This window comes from Phenylobacterium sp., from assembly GCF_036495085.1.
Classification (GTDB): Bacteria; Pseudomonadota; Alphaproteobacteria; order Caulobacterales; family Caulobacteraceae; genus Phenylobacterium.
On sequence record NZ_DASXNL010000179.1, the window covers coordinates 57147 to 79306 of the forward strand.

The following is a 22160-nucleotide window of genomic DNA, read 5'->3' on the forward strand; positions in this document are numbered from 1 at the left end:
GTTCTGATCGATGCATTTCCCGAGGCTGCCTGACTGGCTGATCTACGCCGCCGTTGTGGTGGCGTTGCTGATCGCAGCGGTCGGCCGGCAGGAGCGCGCCGACGCGCCACCCCCGCCGCCGCCCGCGCCTGAGGCCGAAGGCGCGGCCCTGGGGCCCTCTTCGCCCTTCGATCCGTCGGTGGTCGTCGAGGTTTCCGACGAGACCCAACCGGGCGCTGGCACGGCGTTTTCGATCGCGTCCTCCGGAGTGTGGGTGACGGCTCGCCATGTGGTCGAGGGATGCGCTCAGGCCGCCATTGTCGTGGCTCCAGGGCGAGGCGTGGCCGCCAGGGTCAAGATCGATCCGCAGGCCGAGACCGCCATCCTGACCACGGACGGAGGCGCAGCGCCCTTGCCGTTGGGCCTGACTACGGGGCTACGGCGCGGTGAGCGGGCTTTCCACGTGGGATTCCCGCAGGGACGGCCCGGTGAGGCGAGCTCCAGGTTGATCGGCCGGGAAAACCTGGTGGTCGAGGGCCGCGGGGCCCGGACGGAGCCGGTGCTGGTCTGGGCCGAAACCGGGCGCACCGACGGCCTGAAGGGGACGCTGGGGGGCCTCTCCGGCGCCCCGGCTCTGGACGCCCAGGGTCGGGTCGTCGGCGTCACGATCGCCGAAGCTCCGCGCCGCGGCCGCATTTACACGACCTCGCCTGAGACCACGGCGCGAACCCTGGCCGCCAGCGGGCGCAGCCTGTCGGAGCTTCCAGGCGCCCCCATCTCGGCGGACAACTATGGGCGCGTCGCTGACGACCTGCGCCGCAACCTGCGGGTCGCCCAGGTGGTCTGCCTGACCTCCTAAGCGGTGGCCGGCTGCAGCGGCGCGCTCTGCGCCTTGGCGTTCAGCCGTGCCAGGATCACGAAGAGGATCAGCGCGGGCAGGGTGATGAGCCCGGCTCCGATGAAGGCGGTGGCGTAGGCGCCCATGAGGCCGTGCGAGGGCGTCAATCCATCCACGACCACGCCGGAGAAGCCCTTCAGGAACTTGCCCAGCAGCGCATAGGCCGAGGACAGAAGCGCATACTGGGTGGCCGTGTAGCCGAGACCGGTGAGGCTCGACATGTAGGCCACCAGCGCCACGCCGGCAAAAGCCTGGGCGAAATTGTCGCCCGCCATTACCGCGCTGAACACTCCGATGTGGGTGGAGAGACTGAGCAGGGCGAATGCGCCGGTGCCCAGCCCCTGCAACACAGCTCCGATGATGAGGCTGGGGAAGAGTCCAAGGCGCACCGCGCTGAACCCGCCCGCGGCGATGCCGACGAAGGCCGCGATCAAGCCGACCGAGCCACGGACGGCGGCCACCGTGTCCTTCGCCAGGCCGAGGTCGTGGTAGTAGGGGTTGTACATCGGCCCCATCACGAAGTCGGGCAGACGGTAAAGCGCCACGGCCAGCAACATCAGCAGTCCGAGCTGCTTGTGCGTTGCGAAGAATTCCACGAATGGGCCGACCACGGCGTCGAAAAAGCCCCTTGCCGTCCAGAGCGGGTCCTTGCTGTCGAGCGCCGCCTCGGCCCGTACCGACTCCATGGCGTACATCGTGGCCCCCAGCCCCGCCGCCATGCAGATCGCCATGACAAGGTAGGAGTTCGGCCAGCCGAAATGCCCCGCCAGGGCGATGATCAACGCATCGGTGACGAGGAGGGCGATCCGGTAGCCGAGCTGGTGGGCTGAGGTCATCAAACCCAGCTCTTCCCCACTGTTCGACGCTTCAATCCGCCAGGCGTCGATGACGATATCCTGGGTCGCCGAGGCGAATGCGGTGACAAGGGCGATCGCCCCTTCCGCCGCGAGGCCGCCGGATGGCCCCACGACGGCCATTCCGACGAGGCCCACAGCCACCAGGATCTGCGAGAGCGCCATCCAGCCGCGGCGCCGGCCCAGGCTGCCCAGCAGTGGAACGTCGACGCGGTCGACGACCGGCGCCCAGAGCACCTTTAGGGTATAGGCCAATCCGACCCACGACATGAAGCCGATGGCCTTCAGACTGGTGCCCCCGTCGCGCAACCAATAGCCGAAGGTATTCCCGGTGAGCAGGAAGGGCAGGCCCGATGAGAAGCCGAGCGCCAGCATCACCGCGACCTTCCGCTGGCGCAGGGAGGCCAGAACCTCGAGGACCGAGCGTTTCTTGTGCGCGCCCGGTAAGGTGGCCTTGGCGTCCGCGCTCATGTGAGGTCCCGGCTTTGCGGCGCCCCCGCGCCCGATCGGGGGACCTTGACGCGGGTCGCCGATTGCGTCCAGCCGCCGCGGTGGGCCCGCCCCCGCGTGTCAGGCTTTGGCGCCACGGACCCGCTTCCTCGGATCGAAAGAGTTCAGTTGCTCGCTCAGCGCGCGCCGGCCTGTCCAGCGGGTGAGCATCGCGCGCAATGCGTCCGGCGACATCGGCTTGACCAGGAAATCGTTCATGCCCGCCGCCAGGCAGGCGTGCCGGTCATCCTCGAAGGCGTTGGCGGTGAGCGCGACGATGGGCGTCGTGACGCCCAGGTCCCGGAGCGTCCGCGCGGTTTCCTCGCCCGACAGGCCTGGCATGCGCATGTCCATCAGTATCAGGTCGTAGGCCCCGACCTTGACCGCTGCGATCGCCTCCTCGCCGCCGTTCGCGTGATCGATGGAGCACCCCTCGCGGGAGAGCAGCGCCCGGGCCAGCAGTGCGTTGATCGGGTTGTCTTCCACCAGCAAGACCCGCTTGCCGGGGGCCGCCGCCGCCGCGATCCGCTCATCCTCGACGCCGGCCGCAGGAGCCTGCTGGGCTCCGGCCGCGACCAGCACCCTCTCGGCGATGGACGCCCGGCGGAGCGGCTTGATCAGATAGCCGGCGAATCCCGCGCGTCGATAGCGCCCGATCAGCGTGCGCTCCTCCGGCGCCAGCAGAATGATCGCGCGCCGTTCCGCCGGACGGCGAAGCAGCCGCGAGCCGGGGACGAGGGCGTGGTCGACGAGGATCACGTCGCCGAAATCGGTCTGGGCTGCGAGCGTCTCCAGGTCAGCCGCCGCCACCGGCCGGCCGCCGCAGGCCTCGATCTGACGCCTGGCGGCCTCACGAACAATGGGGTTGGGCGAGGCGATGCCGACCTTTCGGCCGCCAAGGGTCGCCGGCGCGGTTTGGTCAGGCAGGACGCGGAACGGGGCCTCGAACCAGAACCGGGCGCCGCCTTCGGGCGCGGAATCGACCCCCACCTCGCCGTCCATGGCCTGCGCCAGGCGTCGTGCAATCGCCAATCCGAGCCCGGCGCCGCCCATGTGCGCGTGCGACGGATCGGCCTGAGCGAACGCCTCGAAGATGCGGTCGCGCTGGGCGAGCGTCACGCCGGGGCCGGTGTCGTCCACGGTGAAGCGCAAACGCCCGCGACTCGGCTCGGCGACGCTCACCAGGACGCCTCCGGCCTCCGTGAACTTGACGGCGTTGCCGGCGAAATTGAGCAGGATCTGGCGCAGGCGCCCCTCGTCGGCCCGGATCGCGCCCACATCGGTTGGCGTGGACCAGGCGATTTCGACACCCTTTTCCCGCGCTCGCGGCGATAGCAGTTCGCAGACGCCGCGCAGCATAGCCTCGACGTCGACGTCGCCGGCGTGCAGTTCGACTTTGCCGGCCCCCAGCTTGGCGAAATCCAATACGTCATTGACCAGGGTGAGCAGATGCTCGCCGCAGTCGCGAATGGCGCCGGCATAGTCGCGTTGTTCTGCGGTGAGCCGCGTGGCCTCGAGCAGACGCGCCATTCCCAGAACCCCGTTTAGCGGCGTGCGGAACTCGTGGCTGAGCGATGCAAGTTGTTCGGCGCTGATTTGCGCGCGCCTGGGTCGGCGCTCGGCTAGGGGTCTCAGAGGTCTCCGCATTCAGCCTCGATAACCGAACTGGTTTAACGGTCAGTCAAGCGGAGCGGCTGGCGGCCATTTCCCTTGCCAGCGCCAGGAGGGCATGACGCGTGCGCATGTCGGCGATCGCGTTGAACGCCAGCAGCATTTCAAGCGCGCCAGGCCGCGATAGGGCGCGGAATACGTCGTCGTCGTCTTCGCGCCCGGAGGCTTCCTCGCCGACCAGCCAAGCGACACTGGTGCCCAGCGCTTGTGCAGCCAGCAGCAACGTCGAGGCGGCCACGCGATTTGCGCCGCGTTCGTACTTCTGCACCTGCTGGAAGGAGACCCCCAGGCGATCGGCCAAGTCGCTTTGCGACAACCCCAGCTGCCGACGGCGAGTTCGCATGCGTGCGCCAATCGCCAATTCAAGCTGGGCTGTGCGGCCTGGATCTCTCACGTCCATCGCGAGCGCCTCCAATTGTGGCGCATTGTACCTGATCCTAAGCAGACCTTCGCCTTAAAGTAGACGCGGGGCCCAAGTCGTCGTTTACTGGGCCGGCAATGAGCGCACGGGACATCATCGCAGAAGATCCGGTCGGCCTGCTAACGCCGCGCGAGCGCGAATGCCTTCGGCTGGTCGACCAGCACCTGTCGTCCAAGCAGATCGCCCGCCAACTCGGCATGTCCAAGACATCGGTGGACACCTATTGCGACCGCGCCCGGCGAAAGCTCGGCGTCGAGGACCGCTACGCCGCCGCACGACTCGCGCGGCAATTCGACGTTAACCATGTCCTGATCGCGTCAGGACAGGATACGATCAGGACAGACGCCGCCGTTAACCTCTGGCCGGATGAGCCGGCAACAGAGGGGGTGCCCCATGGGCGACTGGCAGAATTTCGACAATCGGGCGGTGATCGGACGGGCGTTGCGCCTGCGCCGGGAGATCGACGACTTCGAGGCCCGTTGGCCGACTCCGGGGTCGCGGGAGGAGACCCTTCCGACGTTCACCTGGGCCCAACTGGAACGACAGCTCGTCGATCTGGCGGCGACGCCGGCGCAAGCCCAAATGGCCAAGCACCTGGTCTCGGGTACGCGGAAGCTGGCCGCCTTCAAGCCCTCAGAGATGGTCTTGCGGGAAGTTCTCTGCATGACCTGGGTTCTCTTGGACGAGAACTTCCGGGCGGAGCCGGACGAAGCCTCGGCCGAAATGATCTAAGCCCCCTTGCCCGCCTGGGCGCCATAGTTGGGGTCGCGATCATCACCGCCCTCGCTTTTGGGGCGATGCTAGCCGGCCTCCACGCGCTTCAGGATCTCGGGCGAAATATTTTCCGGGTCTGAACGGACCGGAAACCATAGCCCTGTAAATGATCAAGGCGCGCGTCACAGTTCGACGCGGCAGGAGATAACCCATGCTCAAGCAACGCCGTATGGTCGCCGAACAAATTGCCGGCGCCCTGTTCGAGGCCGAGGCCGCAATCGACTCGGCGATCGCCAAGACCGCCGCCCTCACGGGTGTGATGCCGAGCCTCCGCGCCCAGGCCGGCGCCTCGGCGCTGATCGGCCAGGACGCGGTGGAGCGCGCCAGCCAAGCGATCATGGCGCTCGCCGAGGCCCGGCGCGCGATCGTGGAAACTCACAAGGAACTCTCGGTCGCCAAGGAACAGCTGGGCCTTGGCGCTGTGATGGTCGACACCGGTGGCGACAAGCCGCCGCCGCTCTTCGCTCGCCACGGCCGTCAGCTCCGCGCCGTCGGAGACGCCGCCTAAGCACGCACTCTACGTCGGGTTTTCGAGACGCCCCGGCTAAGGCAAGCTGGGGCGTCTTCGTTTGGGCGGAATGATGAAGCTGGTCGGTACATATGGCATTCCGCCCTGGATCGGAATCGCGATCGGCTGGGCCGTCTGCGGCAGTGCGCTGTGGAAGGGGGGCTGGTCGGAGCGGATCGTCGCGGCCGGCTTCCTTGCGAACTGGATCGCGGTCGCCGTACTGAAGGACCACAGGTTCGGTGGCCCGCAGTGGGCGGCCTTCGCCATCGACAGCGCCTACCTGGCGCTCATCGTGTTGGTCGCGATGAAGAGCGGCCGATACTGGCCGCTATTCGCCGCGGCCTTCCAGTTGCTTGCGGTCGTCACTCACGCCGCCAGTGCGGTTGATCGGCAACTCGGCGGCTGGGCCTACATCACTGCCAGCGTGATCTGGACCTACCTCCTGCTGGGGACCCTGGCTATCGGCACCTTGAACTACGCGCGCCGGCAGGCCCTTGCCGCCGGAACCGATAAACCGACGCAGTGATCGGGGCGGGTCGACGGAAGTCCCGCTTTGCCGCCGTCCCCATGCCGAGGTCAGCCGTCAGTTATCCACAACGAGCCCGCGCCCTGCGAGGCTAGATCGCGAACAGAAATAGAACTTATGGAGAAAACCAGACGTTTCCGTGCCTTGGCGGGCTTTCTTGAGAAACAAGCTAGACCATAGCCCGAAGCGCTTCAACTCGTTGCCAGAGGATCTCCGTGGCGTCGATTCCAGTGAAGGTTTTCAGGGCCACCGCGCCTGTCGGCGAGGTGACATTGATCTCAGTCAGGTAGTCGCCGATGACATCAATGCCGACGAAGAGCAGGCCCCGCCGCTTCAGCTCCGGCCCGATGGTCTCGCAGATTTCCCGGTCGCGGGCGGTAAGCTCCACCGCCTCGGCGCGCCCGCCGACCGCCAGGTTGGAGCGGATCTGCCCCTTTTGCGGAACGCGGTTGATCGCCCCGACAGCTTCGCCGTCGACCAATAGAATGCGCTTGTCCCCCTTGGTCACGGAGGGAAGGAATTTCTGCAGGATCACGGGCTCGCGGCTGAGCTCGGCATGGATCTCGAGCAGGGCCTCTAGATTCGGGTCGTCCGTCAGATGCCGCGTCACGCCCGATCCGCCGCGGCCATTCAGGGGTTTCAGCACGACGTCGCCGTGCGTCTTGCGGAACTCGGCGATCGCGTCGCGGTCGGAGGTGATCAGCGTCGGCGGCTGAAGGTCCGGGAACTGGGTTACGAACAGTTTCTCAGGCGCGTTCCGGACCTCCTTGGGATCGTTCACCACCAGGGTCTTCGGATGGACCGCCTCGAGGAAGAAGGTGGTGTCGATATAGGTCATGTCGAACGGAGGGTCCTGGCGAAGCAGGATCACGTCGAACTCGCTCAATTCTGCGCGGCGAGAGGGCCCAAGTGAGGCGTGGTCGCCCTTGGCCCGGCGCACGGTGACGTCTCGGCCGCGAGCGAAAACCCTGCCGCTCTCCATGGCCAGGGTATCGGTGATGTAGACGAACAGGCTGTGGCCGCGCGCCTGGGCCGACTCCATCATCAGGAACGTTGTGTCGCCCTCGATGTTGATCCCCTCAATGGGATCCATCTGCACCGCGACCTTCAGAGCCATGGAGTCCTCCCGACAGCCAAGGCTCTGGGACATAGGCTGAGCGAGCGCCAAGCGCTAGTTCAGCTGCAGCCTGACGCGCTCACGTTGCGCCCGCGCGGCCAGCGCAGCCCCACCGTCGAGGGCCGTGGCGCGCGCCAGGGCCTCAAGGGATCCCGCGAGCGCACCTTGACCCTCCCGAGCGGCGGCCACGTCGAGCCAGGGGCGATGGTCGTCCGGGTCGAGCAACGCGCGGCGAAGCGCCGAGCGCTCGGCGCGGTCGAAATCCCGCGTCTGGCTGGCCCGGGCGTAGATGGTGTTCTGCAGGCGCACAAGCACCGCGCGGTCGCTGACCGGCGCCATCAGCCGGTCCAGACGGTCGGCGACGTTGGGGGTGAGGCCTGCATGCAGGGCGCGGCGGGTGAGCTCGGAGGGCAAGACGACCCGGCCTTCCGAGAACGGATCGAGCGCGAGCGGACCTTCCTCTGTTTCGATTCGCAGCAGGAAGTGGCCGGGGAAGTCGACGCCTTGGACCGTGAGGCCGCACTTGCGCGAGGCGTGCAGGTAGAAGATCCCCAGCGCCACGGCCAAGCCCTTGCGCCGGTCAGACACCGACAGAATGTCAGCATTGTCAGGGTCTTCGTAGGTGAAGAGGTCGCCGGCCAGACGCAAGTCGCCGGCCATCGCCTCCGCCAGGGCTTCCTCGGCGCTCTCCTGCTTGAGCCGATAGGCGAGCCGTTCGACGCCCGCGGCGCCCAGGTCACGCGCGGCCTGCGGGTCTCGGCTGGGATCCTCGTGGATGGCGCAGGCGATGGCGGCTTCCAGCAACGGGAAGTCGGCGTCGGCGGCAGCGCCGGCTTCCTTAAGTATCCTTTCGGCTTCCTCGCGGCCCATGGATTCGCTGGCCCGTCCCCTCACCCGCCCCACCAAGCGTCGGGAATATGCCCAGGAAGCTTGCCGGGCGCGAGGGGTATGAGGCAGAGGCAGACCGCCGCGTGCGACGGGCCTAGCCGACTGACCGCCCGCGCGGTCCCCGGCCGGTTCAGCCCCCGGGCCCGGCGCGCATCGTTCATCGGCCCGCCCTGATCTGCATCGCGCGCTGGTAGACCTCGCGTCGCGAAAGGCCAAGCGCCTTGGCGACCTCGGCCGCCGCGTCGGCGGGGCGAAGGCGCTGCAACGCGTCGATGAGCGCGGTATCGACGTCCGTCGCGCTGGCTTCGGTCTCGCGCCCCGGTCCGACCAGGATCACCAACTCGCCCCTGGGGGCCTCGAACCGCGGATCGGCGGCGAGGTCCGGGAGCGAGCCGCGCACGATCGTCTCGTAAAGTTTCGTCAGTTCACGACACACGGCGCCCTCCCGCGGCCCGAACACCGCAGCCATGTCGAGGAGGCTCGCCGCCAGGCGCGAGCCGCCCTCGAAAAACACCAGGGTCGCGCGGATCGGCGCCAGCTCGTCAAGAAAGCTGCGGCGCGCGGCGCTCTTTGGCGGCGGAAAGCCCGCGAACAGGAACCGGTCGCTGGGCAGCCCCGCAGCCGACAGCCCGGCGAGCAAGGCGGAGGCTCCGGGGATCGGGAAGACCGGATGTCCCTCGGCCGCAGCCTGGCGCACGATCCGGTAGCCGGGGTCGGAAACCAGCGGCGTGCCGGCGTCGGAGACCAGGGCTACCCTCTTGCCCTCGCCAAGGGCCCTTAGCGCCAGCGGCCTCGTGCGTTCCGCACCGTGCTCGTCGTAGCGCTCGAGTCTCGCCGATAGTCCGTAGGCGGACAGAAGCTTACCCGTCACCCGGGTGTCCTCGGCCAGCACCAGATCAGCCGCCGCCAGGACGTCGAGAGCGCGCAGAGTGATATCGCGCAGGTTGCCGATCGGCGTAGCCACCACATAAAGCCCCGGTGCAAGCGGCGCGTCGTCCAAGGTTGGGGGCGGAAGGCGTCGGGCCATGGCCGGAGGGTTCGCCGGTCCCGCGGCTGTTGGCAAGGGCTGCGTCGTTCCTCACGAGCGACGAGGCGCCGCGACAAAGCCGCAGTTCGGTGAAACGAGGAGGGGCCGGCGTTCCCTTCTGAGAGCCCTTAGGTGCGGACACTCCCGACCGCCCGCGGAGCTTGGCCTCGGCCTGGAGTTTTGCGGAGGAAACGGGGAGGTCGCTAAGCCGCCAACTCGCGCGTCAGGCGGTCCAATACCAGGCGGCCGGCCGATGTGGCTCGGAGGCGATCGGGGTCGTCGACAAGCAGCCCCAGGCCGACCAGATCGGCGATCCGGGCTGGCTCCAGGTCCAGCGCCGCAACCTCGGAGAGGGGGACGCCCTCGGTGATCCGCAACCCGCTCAGCAGGCGCTCCTGGGCCGACTCGCGCGGACTCAGGCGTTCGCGCTCACCGAACCCGACGCCGGTATCAGCCACGCGCGCTATGTAGGCGCCCGGCCTGGACAGGGCGCAGGTGGCTTCCCGTGTGCTGCCGACTGTGATCCGCCCGTGGGCGCCAGGGCCGGCCCCGACGTAGTCATGGCCCTGCCAGTAGATCAGGTTGTGGCGCGAGCGCGCGGACTCGCCGCGAGCGTGGTTCGAGACCTCGTAGGCTTCGAACCCGGCGGCTTCCAGCACCGCTTGGGTAGTCTCGAAGAGCTCTGCGCCGGCCTCGGCGTCCGGCGGCGTGAATGTGCCGCGCCGCACCGCGCGGTCGAACGCGGTGCCGGCTTCGATGGTGAGCTGGTAGGGCGAGACGTGCTCGGCGCCGAGGTCGAGGCCCCTGCGCAACTCCTCACCCCAGGCTGCCGCCGTCTGGCCGGGCCGGGCGTAGATCAGATCGATGGAGAGCCGCCGAAAGGCCTGCGTCGCGGCGCGGGCGGCGCGGATAGCGGTCGTGGCGTCGTGGTTGCGGCCGAGGAACTTCAGCGCCGCATCGTCCAGGGACTGCAGGCCCAACGAAAGGCGATTCACACCGGCGTCCGAAAAGCCTGCGAACCGGGCGGCCTCGGCGTCGGTGGGGTTGGCCTCAAGGGTGACTTCGAGGTCCGCGGCGGGCGCCCAGAGCCGCCGCGCGGTCGCAATCATCTCGCCGGCCCAGGCGGGGTCCATCAGCGATGGCGTGCCGCCGCCGAGGAAGACGGAAGCCAGTTCGCGTGGCCCGGTGATCACCGCCTGCGCCTCCAGGTCGGCCACGATCGCGCGCGCCAGGGCGGCGGGCTCCTCCCCCTTGCTGTCCTTGAAGACATTGAAATCGCAATAGGGACAGATGCGCGCGCAGTAGGGCCAGTGAACGTAGACCCCCAGTTTGGGGAGGGGTGTCACAAGAGCGCGGCTTTGAGCTTGGCGAAGGCGCGCGCCCGGTGGCTCATGGCGTCCTTCGCCTCGGGATTCATTTCGCCGAAAGTCTGAGCGCCGCCCTCGGGCACGAAGATCGGGTCGTAGCCGAAGCCCCGAGCGCCGCGCGGCGGAAACGTCAGGGCCCCGTCGACGCGACCTTCGACGACAACCGCCGGGCCGCCGGGCCAGGCGACGGCCAGCGCGCAAGTGAACCAGGCAGCAAAATCCTGCGCATTGGCCTCCTCAAGGCGCAGTTCGACCTTGGACATGGCGAGCGTGAAGTCCCGGCCAGGTCCTGCCCAGCGCGCCGAATAGATGCCGGGAGCGCCCTCAAGCGCCGCCACCGACAGTCCGGAGTCATCGGCGAGCGCCACGAGGCCGCTCGCCTCGGCCGCTGCGCGGGCCTTCAGAAGCGCGTTGCCGACAAAGGTGGTTTCCGTCTCATCCGGTTCGTCCAGTCCAAGTTCGCCGGCCGTCGTCAGCGGAAAGCGGTTTTCCAGGATCTCAGCCAGTTCGCGGGCCTTTCCGGCGTTGTGGGTCGCCACAACGAGCCGGGTTCCAGGCTCCAGCTTCAGCGCCATCGATTCACGTCTCCTTCACCGGTTCCGGACCATAGCCCCCGCCCGCTCTGTTGCATTGCGAAAGTTTAATATCGTTACTCGATGTTAATTTGATCGCTAATCGATGCGCGGATATTGACTTTCGACATCGGGACTGGATGCCCGTCCCAACGAACCAGCTGCACCGCAGCAAAACCAAAAGAGGGATATGGACCATGTTTTCCACGATAATGAGAGCGTTCGATCGCGCCGCGCTGCCGGTCTTCCTGATGCTCGCCTTTACGCCGATGCTGGCTGTCGCCGCCGCCGCGTCGATCCACTAGGCTGAGGCCATGAGGTTCGACCGACCCGCCCTCGCTGCATCGGCGGCCAGGGCGGGAGTTGGCGCAAGCCGCGGCCGGGGAGGGTATTGGATGCGCGCGCTTGGACCGGGCTCGGTCTCCAGCTTCCTGAAAATAATCCTGGACGTCGTCTTCGCGGCCCTGTGGATCAGCCTCGGCGCTGTGGGGCTGGCGCTGCTCGCCGCCCTGCTGTTCAGCTTCAACCCCGACATCTTCCCGGCCGCCGTGAGCGCCGACGTAGCCCAGGTGGCGACGCGTGGCCCGCTGTTCGCCGGCATGCTGCTGGTGTTCGGACTTTCCATCGGCGGCGTGCTGGTGATCGTCCACTCGCTCCGCCGGATCTTCGTGACTCTCACGGCTGGCGACCCGTTTCACCCGCAGAACGTGCGCCGCCTGCGCCTCATCGGCCTGGTGCTGGCGGCCCTCGAGCTCGGCCGTTACGCCGTCTGGGGGCTGAGTCCGATGCTGCCGTGGGTCAAGGACGTGAAGCCGAACTTCAACCTCACCGCCTGGTTTTCCGTCCTCGTGGTGTTTGTGCTGGCCGAGGTGTTCCGCGAGGGCGCTAGGCTTCGGCGCGAAGCTGAATTGACGATCTGAGGAACGCCTTAGCGCATGCCGATCCGCGTGAACCTTGATCGCGTCCTTCTCGAGAGGCGCATGTCGCTCACCGAGCTGGCCGACCGCGTTGGCGTGACCATAGCCAACCTTTCCATCCTGAAGACCGGCAAGGCGCGCGCCGTGCGTTTCTCGACGCTTTCGGCCTTGTGCCGGGAGCTTGATTGTCAGCCCGGCGAACTCCTTCTCTATGAGCCCGGTCCCGCCGACGAGCTGCCGGACGACGAAGTCTAGCGGCAGGCGCTCCCGCGCCGCCGAACGAGCGGCAAGCGTGGCCTTGAGAAATCTTGCAATCTCAACACCTCTTTCTTATGTGCACTGCACAATGCTGCGCTGCACAAAGGAGTGTCGCCATGTTCGCTGCGTTTGAACGCCTGCTCGAAGCCCTGTTCGCCCCGCTCGCCCGCGAGCTGGAACGGATGCCCGCTTCGGCCTTCCGCCATGTGTTGGGTGGGCTTTAGGACATAAGGCTCGGCCGGCGGCGCGACGTATCCCTGGGTATTAGCCGCCGGCCGCCGCTTTCTGCAGGGCGACGAGTTCGCCAATCCCTTTGCGGGCCAGCGAAAACAGCGCCTCGAATTCGGCCTCGGAGAAGCCGCGCTTCTCCCCGGTGGCCTGGATCTCCACGATATCGCCATGGCCGGTCAGGACGAAATTGGCGTCCGCCTCGGCGTTGGAGTCTTCCTCATATTCCAGATCCAGCACGGGTGTTCCGTTGAACACCCCGCAGCTGATCGCCGCGACCTGGTCGATGATGGGGTCGGCGGCGATGACACCCTCGTCCAGCATGTATTTCGTCGCCAGCCGCAACGCGACCCACGCGCCGGTGATCGCAGCCGTCCGCGTGCCGCCATCAGCCTGGATCACGTCGCAGTCGACGGAGATCTGACGTTCGCCCAGCGCCTTAAGGTCGACCACGGCGCGCAGCGAGCGCCCTATGAGCCGCTGGATCTCTTGCGAGCGCCCCGACTGCTTGCCCTGGGCGGCTTCCCGTCGGCCGCGGGTGTGCGTGGCCCTGGGCAGCATGCCGTATTCGGCGGTGACCCAGCCCTGGCCCTTGCCGCGCAAGAAGCCCGGCACGCCCTCCTCAAGGCTTGCGGTGACCAGCACTTTGGTGTGACCAAACGAGACCAGGCACGAGCCTTCCGCGTAGCGGTTGACCCCGGTTTCCAGGGTGACGGCCCTCAGCATGTCGGGGAGTCGTTCGGACGGGCGCATATTCTGGAGCTCCGGCAGGAGAAGTCTGGTGGGGCGGCTTGCGCCGATTGAGGCCGCGCTTATCCTAGATCGGCGAGGTCCCGTCCATGGACGCGCCCGATGAACGAACCAATGAAGCTCAGCGCGAGACGCCGCACATAACCGTTAGCAGCCCCCTCTTCGCCCACGGCGCCTCGCTGGCCGAGCTCGACGAACGAGCGCGGGGCATCTTCCGTCGCATCGTGGAGAGCTACCTGGAGACCGGCGAGCCTGTGGGGTCGCGCACCCTGTCCAAGGGCGGACTGTCGCTTTCGCCCGCCTCAATCCGCAACACCATGCAAGACCTGACCCAGCTTGGCCTTCTGGGTGCGCCGCACGTCAGCGCCGGGCGTTTGCCGACGCACGCGGGCCTGCGCCTGTTCGTCGATGGCCTGCTGGAAGTGGGAGACGTCGGTGAGGACGAGCGTCGCGCCATCGAGGCTCGGCTCCATGCCCACGGCCGCAATTTCGAGGATGCTCTCAACGAGGCCAGCGCCATCCTCTCCGGCCTCGCCGGCGGCGCCGGGATCGTGGTGACGCCGAATCGCGACGCCGGCGTAAAGCACGTGGAGTTCATCTCGCTTGGCGTCGAGCGGACGCTGGCGATCATGGTCTTCGCCGACGGCACAGTGGAAAATCGGTTGATCCGGCTGCCGGCCGGGGTCACGCCGTCGGCCCTGGTCGAGGCGTCCAACTTTTTGAACGCGCGCCTGCGCGGCCGCACGTTGGTCGAGGCCAAGTTCGACCTGCGCGCCGACCTCGACAGGGCAAGACGCGAACTCGACGCCACCGCCGCGCGTCTGGTCGAAGATGGCCTCGCTGCCTGGAGCGGCGGAAACGCCGAAGACCGCGCGCTCATCGTGCGGGGCCGCGCCAACCTCTTGGAGGAGGCGGGCGCCGTCGAAGACCTCGAGCGGGTCCGCTCGCTCTTCGAGGACCTCGAGCAGAAGGAGCAGCTGATTCAGCTCCTCGACGGGGTCCGCGAGGGCCAGGGCGTGCGCATATTCATAGGCGCCGAAACACGCCTGTTCTCGCTTTCGGGTTCCGCAGTGATCGCCGCGCCCTATATGACGGGTTCGCAGCGCGTGCTGGGCGCGATCGGCGTGATCGGGCCGGCCCGGCTGAACTATGCCCGGATCATCCCGTTGGTGGATTACACTGCCCGGGTGTTGGGCCAGGTTATGAATGCTTAGAGAGATGAGACCTGATGTCCGAAGACGACACCCCCGACGCAGCTGACGCCTTCATCGCCGAAGCGACGGAGGGCGAACTCGCGGCCCTGAAAGCCGAAGTCGCCACGCTAAAAGAACAGATCCTGCGCTATGCGGCGGAGGCGGAGAACACGAAGCGCCGCGCCGAGCGCGAGGCCAACGACGCGCGCGCCTACGCCATCCAGAAGTTCGCCCGCGATCTCTTGGGGGTCGCCGACAACCTCGCCCGCGCCCTGGCGCACGAGCCGGCGGCGATCGAGGATCCGGTGGTGAAGAACTTCGTGCTCGGTGTCGAAATGACGGAGAAGGACCTGCTGGGCGCCTTCGAACGCAATGGCCTGAGGCGAATCCTGCCGGCTCGCGGCGACAAGTTCGATCCGCATCAGCACCAGGCGATGATGGAACAGCCGGGAACCGACGTGGCCCCCGGCGGCGTGGTCGAGGTGATGCAGCCGGGCTACGAATTGCTAGGCCGCCTGGTTCGCCCGGCGATGGTGGCCGTCGCCGCCAAGGGGGCTGGTGAGGAGCCCTCGGCGCCCGGCAAGGCCAATGGCGCAGGCGCTTACGGCGGTGAAGATGAACCAGGTCCCGGCGGGGCGGTCGATCGCCGCGCCTGACCGCTCCTGCGCCCCTTCCACGGCAGAGCAAATAGGCTAATGTCGCAAGTCCCTTCCTGGTCGGGGGGCGCGGGCCGCGAATCGCACCCGCGTGGAGCGGTTCGGGCATAGACATGAAGCTGACGATCGAGCGCGCAGCGCTCCTGAAAGCGCTGGGGCACGTGCAGAGCGCGGTGGAGCGCCGCAACACCATCCCGATTCTCTCGAATGTGTTGCTCTCCGCAGAGCGCGACCGGCTGACATTTTCCGCCACCGACCTCGACATGGAGATCATAGACGAGGCTCTCGCCCAGGTGGACCAGCCCGGCCAGATCACCGCGCCGGCTCACACGCTCTACGAAATCGTCCGTAAGCTGCCGGAAGGCGCCGACGTTCTCCTCAGCTTCACCGGCGAGGACCCGCGGCTGAGCGTCTCGGCCGGACGGAGCCGCTTCAACCTGCCGGTGCTTCCGGCCGGCGACTTCCCCGTGATGAGTTCCGACGGACTCTCCGGGCGCCTGGCCGTCGATGTGACCGACCTCATCCGACTGATCGACAAGACCAGATTCGCCATCTCCGCCGAGGAGACCCGCTACTACCTGAACGGCCTCTATCTCCATACGGTGGTCGAGGACGGCCAGTCGAAACTGCGCGCGGTCGCCACCGACGGCAGCCGATTGGCGCTCGCCGAGATGCTCGCCCCCGAGGGCGCAGCGGGCGCGCCCGGAGTCATAGTGCCGCGAAAGACCATCAACGAGGCCAGGCGCCTGCTGGAGGACGCCGGCGAGCAGGTTGAATTGCAGATCAGCCCGCAGAAGATCCGCCTGGACTTCGGCGGCGCGGCGTTAACGTCGAAAGTCATCGACGGGACGTTCCCGGACTACCCTCGGGTGATCCCTAAGGACAACGGCCGCATCGTACTGGTCGACAGCAAGCTGTTCGCCCAGGCCGTTGACCGGGTGGCCACCATCTCGGCGGAAAAGAGCCGCTCGGTGCGCATGGCGGTCGAGGGCGGCAAGTGCGTGCTGACCGTGCGCAACATGGAGGCAGGCCAAGCCGTGGAAGAGCTGGAGCTCGACTACGATGGCGACCCCTTCGAGCTCAGCTTCAACGCCCGCTACCTGCTCGACATCACCGACCAGATCTCAGGCGAAATGGCTGAGCTGCGCTTCGGCGGTCCAAACGATCCGGCCCTGGTGCTCGATCCCCAAGACGCCGACGTGCAATACATCCTGATGCCGCTGAGGGTGTAGGCGCGATTCTTGCCGCTCCCGGCTGGAAGACAGGCCGGGCGGCGGCCTGATTTGCAAAGTCGCTGGCGCTCAGCCCCGAGACTCCGCCCGCTTGGCGCGCCTCACCTGACGCCCTGTCCGGGCCGCCCTCCCGGCCTCGGTGTGGGTGAACGGCTCAGTGCCCGTGCGAGCCCTCGTAGACGCCGGGCGCCAGGAGTTCATTCTCGGGGCCTTCGTTTCCGCGGGCGAGCACGAAACGGCGGTCGCAGTAGGTGCACTCGACGAAGTTCGCCTCGCCCATCTCAAGAAAGACGCGCGGATGGCCAAGCGCGCCGCCAACACCGTCGCAGGCCACGCGCCTGGAGCGGACCGTGATCACTTCCGGCGGCGGGACCGCCTCAGGCCGGCCGGGGGAGGCGGCGGCTACCGGCGGCTTGACCTTGCGGCCTCCCTGGGTCGGGGCTTTGCGAGCCATCTAGAGCAGTCCTTATTGGCGCGGGCGCGCGGCGCGCCTAGGTATGCGACCGCGGCTTTCGCCGTCAATCGACTGGATGCTTATGGATCTTCCCGAGTACGCGATCGAGGCCAAGGGCCTGGTCAAAACCTACGCCGCCACCAAGACGACGCCTGAAATGCAGGCGCTCAAGGGCATCGACCTGGCCATTCCTCGAGGGTCGATCTTCGGATTGCTGGGGCCGAACGGCGCAGGCAAATCGACCTTCATCAACATATTGGCGGGACTTTGCCGCAAGACCTCGGGTCAGGTGACGATCTGGGGGCGTGACATCGACCAGCGACCAAGGGACGCACGCGCCGCCATCGGCGTCGTCCCGCAGGAAATCGCCGCCGATCCCTTCTTCACCCCCATGGAGTCCATGGAGGTCGCCGCCGGCATGTATGCGGTGCCGGCTTCGGAACGGCGCTCGATGGAGTTGCTCACGGCGCTGGGCCTGGGCGACAAGTCCAAGGCCTATGTCCGCCAGCTCTCGGGCGGCATGAAGCGCCGGCTGATGGTCGCCAAGGCCATGGTGCACAATCCGCCGGTGCTGATCCTCGATGAGCCTACGGCCGGCGTCGATGTGGAGCTGCGCCGTCAGCTCTGGGCCTATGTGCTGGAGCTGAACCGCAAGGGCGTGACCATCGTGCTCACCACCCACTACCTCGAGGAAGCCCAGGAGCTCTGTGATCAGATCGCGATCATCAATCGCGGCCAGGTCGTGGCATGCGAGCCGACGACGACGCTCCTGGCTCGCATGGACACCCGCAAGGTGCTGGTGACACCGGAAGAGCCGATGACAGCCGCTCCCCCCCTGGTGGGCTTCGAGACGGCCCTGCTGCCCTCGGGCGGCTTCTCCGTCAGCTACCGCACCGGCCAGTCGAGCGTCGAGCAGGTCCTGGCGGCCATCCGCGCGGCTGGCCTGCACATCAAGGACATCTCCACCGAGGATCCGGACCTCGAAGACGTCTTCGTCTCGCTGACCTATGCGGCCCCCGAGGCGGCGGCCTGACATTTCCTAAGGGGGTGGGAAGAGACTGCGGATATCCGGCCACCGGTAGGCGACCTCGTAGAGCAGGCGACCGCCCGGCCCCGGCTCTTGCCTGGCCGCCTCGGCCTCGCCCCCGAGGTGCTCGTAGAAGCCGCGGGCGCGAATGTTGTCGCGCAAGACGGAGATCATCAGCGACGTGGCGCCTTGCGCCGCCAGGACCAGGGCCGTCTGGCGCATCAATTCAGCGCCCAGGCCCTGACCTTGGGCTTGACGCAAGACGTAGAGGGTCGCGACTTCCGCCTCGCCGGTCGCGCCCCGACGCGAGGGTCCGCCCTGGGCGTAGCCCACCAGACCGCCGCGGTCGCCGGCGGCCAGGGTCACGCCTGCGCTGGGATCGGCCAGCGCCCTGCGGAATCGTCGCGTGAACCCTGCCTCGCTCATGCGCGCCAAAAAGGCGTCAGGCAGAAGGCCGCGGTAGGTCTCGCGCCAGGAGGCCACATGAACGCGCGCCAGGTCTTCGGCGTCCGACGGTCCGGCTGGGAATACCACGAAGCCCACGTCAGATAAGCTCCACCAGATGCGACATCCATCCACAGCTTGGGCCTGTTCGCGCCCGGTTCAAGGGGCTGACGGGACTCGCCGCGCCAGATAGCGTCGCGCGGCCAATGAACGCCCAGTCTCCCACCACCCTGCCCGACCCCGCCGCCGGCGCCTCGCCGGTGATGGTGCAATATTTCGAGGCCAAGACCCGCCAGCCCGACGCCCTGGTGTTCTTCCGCATGGGCGACTTCTACGAATTGTTCTTCGAAGACGCGGCCAAGGCGTCGGCAGCGCTCGGCATCACGTTGACCGCCCGTGGCCAGCACGGCGGCAATCCGATTCCGATGTGCGGCGTGCCGGTGCATGCGGCGGAGGCCTATCTCGCCAAGCTGATCCGCGCCGGCTTCAAGGTTGCTGTCTGCGAGCAGATGGAGAACCCGGCCGAGGCCAAGAAGCGCGGCTCGAAATCCGTGGTCCATCGCGATGTGGTGCGCGTGGTCACACCCGGCACGCTCACCGAGGAGGGACTGCTCGACGCGCGCGGAGCCAACCGACTGGCGGCGATCGCCGTGCGCGGCGGTCACGCCGCTGTGGCCAGCGTGGAGCTCTCAACCGGCGAAGTGGAGTGCCTGGCGACGAGCGTTGGGGGTCTCGCCTCGGCACTCGCGGCCCTCGGCCCATCCGAAATCCTGGTTCCGGACAGGCTGTTCGTCGACGAGGCCGTTACGCAGGCCCTGAAGTCAGCCGGCGGTTTCGTGCAGCCCCTGCCACAGGCGCTGGCCGAGCCGGCGGCGTCCGAGGCCCGGTTGAAGCGGCTCTATGGCGTGGATACGCTGGATGGCTTCGGCATCCTCTCCGGGGCGGAAGTCTCGGCGCTTGGATTGATCGCGGCCCATCTGGAGACCACCCAGGCCGGCCGGCTTCCGGCGCTTTCGGCCCCACGCCGTGCGGGCGAAGCCGACGTCATGGCCATCGATCCGGCGACGCGGACCAGCCTGGAGATCGAGAAAGCCACCTCAGGCGCCCGGGAAGGGTCGCTGCTGGCCGCCATCGACCGCACGGTCAGCGCGCCCGGGGCCCGATTGCTGGCGGCCCGCCTCGCCCGTCCGCTGCTCGATCCCGCCGCCATCGACGCGCGCCTGGACGCGGTGGCCTGGTTCTGCGAGCACCGGCCGCAACGCCAGAAGCTGCGCGAGGCGCTGAGGGGCATGGGCGATATGGCCCGCGCGCTTTCCCGCCTGGCGCTTGGCCGGGGCGGACCCCGGGATCTGGGAGCCTTGCGCGACGGCCTGGCGATCGGAGAGGCCGTGACGGGGCTCTTCGCCGCGACCGAGGACCCGCTGATCCAGCCGCCGGTGGAGGTCGCCGAGGCGCTCGCGGCGCTGACGCCGGCGCGGCATCCCGACCTCGCGCAGTTCCGCGGCTTGCTGGTCGAGGGCCTTGGCGATGACCTGCCGGCGCAGGCCCGCGATGGCGGGTTCGTCGGCCAGGGCGTCCGGGCAGAGCTCGATCAGGCCCGCGCGCTGCGCGACGACAGCCGGCGCGTGATCGCCCAGCTCGAAGCCCGCTTGGCCTCGGAAAGCGGCGTGGCCCTCAAGGTCCGTCACAATGCAGTCCTCGGCTACTTCGTCGAGACCACCGCCAAGGTCGCGGAGCCCCTGTTCGCCCCGCCCCTGAATGCCACGTTCATCCATCGCCAGACCTTGGCCAACCAGGTCCGATTCACGACGGTGGAACTGGCGGAACTGGACGCCAGGATCGCCCAGGCCGCCGAGCGGGCGCTGGCGATCGAGCTCGAGACCTTCGAGGCCTGGCGCGAGGGCGCCATCGCCGTGGCGGAAGGCGTCCAGGCCGCCGCCGCGGCCGCCGCGCGGCTCGACGTCGCCGCCGCCGTCGCAGAGTGGGCCGAGGACGCGGGCGCCACGCGTCCATTGGTCGATCGCTCCACCGCCTTCGAAGCGGAGGCCGCCCGCCATCCGGTGGTGGAGAACGCCGTGCGCCGCGCGGGCGAGGCCTTTACGCCCAACGACTGCCGCCTCGACGGATCCGGCGCGGGCGGGCCGCGGCTCGCGCTTGTCACCGGCCCCAACATGGCCGGCAAGTCGACCTTCCTGCGCCAGAACGCACTCTTGGCGGTGCTCGCTCAGGCCGGCTGTTTCGTTCCCGCAAAACGCCTGCGGCTTGGGGTCGTTGATCGCCTGTTCAGCCGCGTCGGCGCCGGCGACGACCTCGCACGCGGCCGCTCGACCTTCATGGCCGAGATGGTCGAGACCGCCGCGATCCTCACTCAGGCGACGCCACGCTCCCTGGTGATCCTCGATGAGATCGGCCGCGGCACGGCGACCTATGATGGTCTGGCCATCGCCTGGGCCTGCACCGAGGCGCTGCACGAGACCAACCGCTGTCGCGCGCTGTTCGCGACCCACTACCACGAGCTCGCCGTGCTCGAGCAGCGTCTGGCCCATGTCGCCAACCTGTCCCTGAAGGCCAAGGAGTGGAACGGCGACCTGATCTTCCTGCACGAAGCCGGGCCCGGGCCCGCGGACCGCTCCTACGGCGTGCAGGTGGCCAAGTTGGCCGGCGTCCCGGGCCCGGTGGTCGCCCGCGCTCGCGATGTGCTGGAGCGCCTGGAGCGCGAGGCCGGCGCCCCGGCGCACCTCAACGACCTGCCATTGTTCGCCGCGAGCGCCCCTGGCGTCGCCGAACGCGCCGGCCCGAGCCCTGCCGAGGACGCGCTGCGCATCATGGATCCCGACGGCATGAGCCCCCGCGAAGCGATGGACGCCCTCTACCGGCTGAAGGGCCTCCTGGGGTAGTGGTCCATCCACCAGCGACGGAGCCCGTGGATGCCTGAGATCCCGATCATCGGCGCCTTCGCCATCGTCCCGAGCAACGACCTCGCCGGCGCGGCGCCGTTCCGGGAACGCCTGGGCTTCGCGCGCGCGGGCGGAGACGCCGACTACCTCATCATGTCAGGTTGGGGTTGCGAGGTGCATCTGACCCAGGCCGGAGACGGTCCCTGGCGCGTGCCGGACGCGCACAATCCCTTCGGCGTCTTCATTCGCACGCCGGACGTGGACGCGATCGCCGCGCGGGTCGACGATTTGATCATCCGCCCCGGCGGCGTCCTACGTCGCCGCGAGTGGGGCCTGTATGAGGTCGGGATCGCGGGACCCGATGGCCTGTTGGTCCGCGTCGGTCGGCCCTCGCGCCTGATCCAGGACGGAGCATCCCCGGCGTGAAGGCGCTGATGGTGGATTTGGACGGGGTCGTGATTGTTCCTCGGCCGGGCGGCTGGGCAGCCGATCTGGAAGCTGACCTTGGGCTCTCCGCCACCGACCTGCAGGCGCATTTCTTCACTCCGCATTGGGAGGATGTGGTGCTGGGCCGCGCCGGTTTGCACGAACGGCTGGCCCCGGTGCTGGCGAAGATCGCGCCGCGGCTGACCAGCGAGCAGCTCGCCGCCTATTGGTTCGATAAGGACGCTCAGCTCGACATGGCGCTGCTGGATGACCTTGCCGCGGTTCGAGCGCGCGGGATCGAGATCCACCTCGCCACAGTCCAGGAGCACCTTCGCGCCGACCACCTGTGGACGACTCTCGGCTTGCGCGAGCGGTTCGACGCCATGCACTACTCTGCCGCCCTGGGCGCGAAAAAGTCGGACCCGACCTTCTACGCGGCCGTCGAGGCCCGTACAGGCTTCTCACCGGGCCAGCTCATTCTGATCGATGACACCGCCTCCAATGTCGAGGCCGCCTGCGCCGCCGGCTGGGGCGGGCTGCGCTGGACCGGAAAGGCGCGCCTGCTCGACCTCCTCCCGCTTTGAGCT

At 68.1% G+C, this 22160-nt stretch carries 24 protein-coding genes and 1 pseudogene; 14 read left to right on the plus strand and 11 right to left on the minus strand.

The features are described 5' to 3' along the window. The first annotated feature begins 10 nt into the window (after positions 1 to 10). Positions 11 to 838, plus strand: coding sequence for a serine protease (locus VGI62_RS20240; protein WP_331506372.1), 828 nt, complete (start codon positions 11 to 13; stop codon positions 836 to 838). Here the strand turns inward: VGI62_RS20240 and VGI62_RS20245 are convergent. The 3 genes from VGI62_RS20245 to VGI62_RS20255 all read right to left on the minus strand — a co-directional run bounded on the left by VGI62_RS20245 (position 835) and on the right by VGI62_RS20255 (position 4291). Continuing rightward, the gene (locus VGI62_RS20245; RefSeq protein ID WP_331506373.1) at positions 835 to 2202 is read right to left on the minus strand and encodes an AmpG family muropeptide MFS transporter; all 1368 of its coding nucleotides are present in this window, start codon (positions 2200 to 2202) and stop codon (positions 835 to 837) included. The genes VGI62_RS20240 and VGI62_RS20245 overlap by 4 nt on opposite strands. 99 nt (positions 2203 to 2301) lie before the next feature. Next, complete coding sequence (locus VGI62_RS20250; protein WP_331506374.1) at positions 2302 to 3867, minus strand: response regulator; 1566 nt, start codon at positions 3865 to 3867, stop codon at positions 2302 to 2304. 34 nt (positions 3868 to 3901) lie between these two features. After that, complete coding sequence (locus VGI62_RS20255) at positions 3902 to 4291, minus strand: helix-turn-helix transcriptional regulator (RefSeq protein ID WP_331506375.1); 390 nt, start codon at positions 4289 to 4291, stop codon at positions 3902 to 3904. 98 nt (positions 4292 to 4389) lie between these two features. Between VGI62_RS20255 and VGI62_RS22510 the strand changes: the two are divergent. The 4 genes and pseudogenes from VGI62_RS22510 to VGI62_RS20275 form a co-directional block, all read left to right on the plus strand. After that, positions 4390 to 4536: pseudogene (locus tag VGI62_RS22510) on the plus strand (LuxR C-terminal-related transcriptional regulator); the annotation flags it as partial. Positions 4537 to 4705: 169 nt separating this feature from the next. Beyond that, positions 4706 to 5044: a hypothetical protein gene (locus VGI62_RS20265; protein ID WP_331506377.1), complete on the plus strand. Its 339-nt coding sequence runs from the start codon at positions 4706 to 4708 to the stop codon at positions 5042 to 5044. A 193-nt stretch (positions 5045 to 5237) separates the two neighbouring features. After that, a complete protein-coding gene (locus tag VGI62_RS20270; protein ID WP_331506378.1) occupies positions 5238 to 5594 on the plus strand; it encodes a hypothetical protein in 357 nt (118 codons plus the stop codon). 73 nt (positions 5595 to 5667) lie between these two features. Then, on the plus strand, positions 5668 to 6120 hold the full coding sequence (locus VGI62_RS20275; RefSeq protein WP_331506379.1) for a hypothetical protein: 453 nt from the start codon (positions 5668 to 5670) through the stop codon (positions 6118 to 6120). Between the two features lie 169 nt (positions 6121 to 6289). Here the strand turns inward: VGI62_RS20275 and gshB are convergent, their stop codons facing one another. From gshB to rdgB, 5 genes are all read right to left on the minus strand, one after another. Next, the gene (gene gshB, locus VGI62_RS20280) at positions 6290 to 7237 is read right to left on the minus strand and encodes a glutathione synthase (protein ID WP_331506380.1); all 948 of its coding nucleotides are present in this window, start codon (positions 7235 to 7237) and stop codon (positions 6290 to 6292) included. 54 nt (positions 7238 to 7291) lie between these two features. Then, entirely contained in the window at positions 7292 to 8107 is an 816-nt protein-coding gene (locus tag VGI62_RS20285; protein ID WP_331506381.1) for a SirB1 family protein, read from the minus strand. A gap of 175 nt (positions 8108 to 8282) precedes the next feature. Continuing rightward, a complete protein-coding gene (rsmI, locus tag VGI62_RS20290; RefSeq protein ID WP_331506382.1) occupies positions 8283 to 9152 on the minus strand; it encodes a 16S rRNA (cytidine(1402)-2'-O)-methyltransferase in 870 nt (289 codons plus the stop codon). Between the two features lie 203 nt (positions 9153 to 9355). Beyond that, on the minus strand, positions 9356 to 10498 hold the full coding sequence (gene hemW, locus VGI62_RS20295) for a radical SAM family heme chaperone HemW (RefSeq protein WP_331506383.1): 1143 nt from the start codon (positions 10496 to 10498) through the stop codon (positions 9356 to 9358). Further along, a complete protein-coding gene (gene rdgB, locus VGI62_RS20300) occupies positions 10495 to 11094 on the minus strand; it encodes an RdgB/HAM1 family non-canonical purine NTP pyrophosphatase (protein WP_331506384.1) in 600 nt (199 codons plus the stop codon). Before rdgB ends, hemW begins: the two co-directional genes overlap by 4 nt. Positions 11095 to 11486: 392 nt before the next feature. Between rdgB and VGI62_RS20305 the strand changes: the two genes are divergently transcribed. Together VGI62_RS20305 and VGI62_RS20310 are read left to right on the plus strand one after the other, a co-directional pair. Next, positions 11487 to 12011, plus strand: coding sequence for a DUF2975 domain-containing protein (locus VGI62_RS20305; protein ID WP_331506385.1), 525 nt, complete (start codon positions 11487 to 11489; stop codon positions 12009 to 12011). Positions 12012 to 12026: 15 nt separating this feature from the next. Continuing rightward, positions 12027 to 12263, plus strand: a complete 237-nt coding sequence (locus VGI62_RS20310) for a helix-turn-helix transcriptional regulator (protein ID WP_331506386.1) — start codon at positions 12027 to 12029, stop codon at positions 12261 to 12263. A gap of 267 nt (positions 12264 to 12530) precedes the next feature. On the opposite strand, the gene rph is transcribed toward VGI62_RS20310, so the two are convergent. After that, on the minus strand, positions 12531 to 13247 hold the full coding sequence (rph, locus tag VGI62_RS20315; protein WP_331506387.1) for a ribonuclease PH: 717 nt from the start codon (positions 13245 to 13247) through the stop codon (positions 12531 to 12533). 86 nt (positions 13248 to 13333) lie between these two features. Between rph and hrcA the strand changes: the two genes are divergently transcribed. From hrcA to dnaN, 3 genes are all read left to right on the plus strand, one after another. After that, positions 13334 to 14458, plus strand: a complete 1125-nt coding sequence (gene hrcA, locus VGI62_RS20320; RefSeq protein ID WP_331506388.1) for a heat-inducible transcriptional repressor HrcA — start codon at positions 13334 to 13336, stop codon at positions 14456 to 14458. Between the two features lie 14 nt (positions 14459 to 14472). Continuing rightward, positions 14473 to 15093 (plus strand): nucleotide exchange factor GrpE, encoded by a 621-nt coding sequence (grpE, locus tag VGI62_RS20325; protein WP_331506389.1) that lies wholly within the window; start codon positions 14473 to 14475, stop codon positions 15091 to 15093. Between the two features lie 113 nt (positions 15094 to 15206). Further along, a complete protein-coding gene (gene dnaN / locus VGI62_RS20330) occupies positions 15207 to 16325 on the plus strand; it encodes a DNA polymerase III subunit beta (protein ID WP_331506390.1) in 1119 nt (372 codons plus the stop codon). A 154-nt stretch (positions 16326 to 16479) separates the two neighbouring features. On the opposite strand, the gene VGI62_RS20335 is transcribed toward dnaN, so the two are convergent. After that, the gene (locus VGI62_RS20335; RefSeq protein ID WP_331506391.1) at positions 16480 to 16779 is read right to left on the minus strand and encodes a zinc-finger domain-containing protein; all 300 of its coding nucleotides are present in this window, start codon (positions 16777 to 16779) and stop codon (positions 16480 to 16482) included. An 82-nt stretch (positions 16780 to 16861) separates the two neighbouring features. Here VGI62_RS20335 and VGI62_RS20340 point away from each other — a divergent pair, with 82 nt between their 5' ends. Continuing rightward, positions 16862 to 17812, plus strand: a complete 951-nt coding sequence (locus tag VGI62_RS20340; RefSeq protein WP_331506392.1) for an ABC transporter ATP-binding protein — start codon at positions 16862 to 16864, stop codon at positions 17810 to 17812. A gap of 6 nt (positions 17813 to 17818) precedes the next feature. Here VGI62_RS20340 and VGI62_RS20345 read toward each other — a convergent pair whose 3' ends face one another. Continuing rightward, positions 17819 to 18349 (minus strand): GNAT family N-acetyltransferase, encoded by a 531-nt coding sequence (locus tag VGI62_RS20345; RefSeq protein WP_331506393.1) that lies wholly within the window; start codon positions 18347 to 18349, stop codon positions 17819 to 17821. Between the two features lie 107 nt (positions 18350 to 18456). Here VGI62_RS20345 and mutS point away from each other — a divergent pair, with 107 nt between their 5' ends. Genes mutS through VGI62_RS20360 form a run of 3 tightly spaced genes read left to right on the plus strand, consistent with a single transcriptional unit; the run spans position 18457 to position 22157 of the window. Then, positions 18457 to 21147 (plus strand): DNA mismatch repair protein MutS, encoded by a 2691-nt coding sequence (mutS, locus tag VGI62_RS20350; RefSeq protein ID WP_331506394.1) that lies wholly within the window; start codon positions 18457 to 18459, stop codon positions 21145 to 21147. Between the two features lie 30 nt (positions 21148 to 21177). Further along, entirely contained in the window at positions 21178 to 21573 is a 396-nt protein-coding gene (locus VGI62_RS20355) for a glyoxalase (RefSeq protein WP_331506395.1), read from the plus strand. 8 nt (positions 21574 to 21581) lie between these two features. Beyond that, entirely contained in the window at positions 21582 to 22157 is a 576-nt protein-coding gene (locus VGI62_RS20360; protein ID WP_331506396.1) for an HAD-IA family hydrolase, read from the plus strand. Positions 22158 to 22160: the final 3 nt, after the last annotated feature.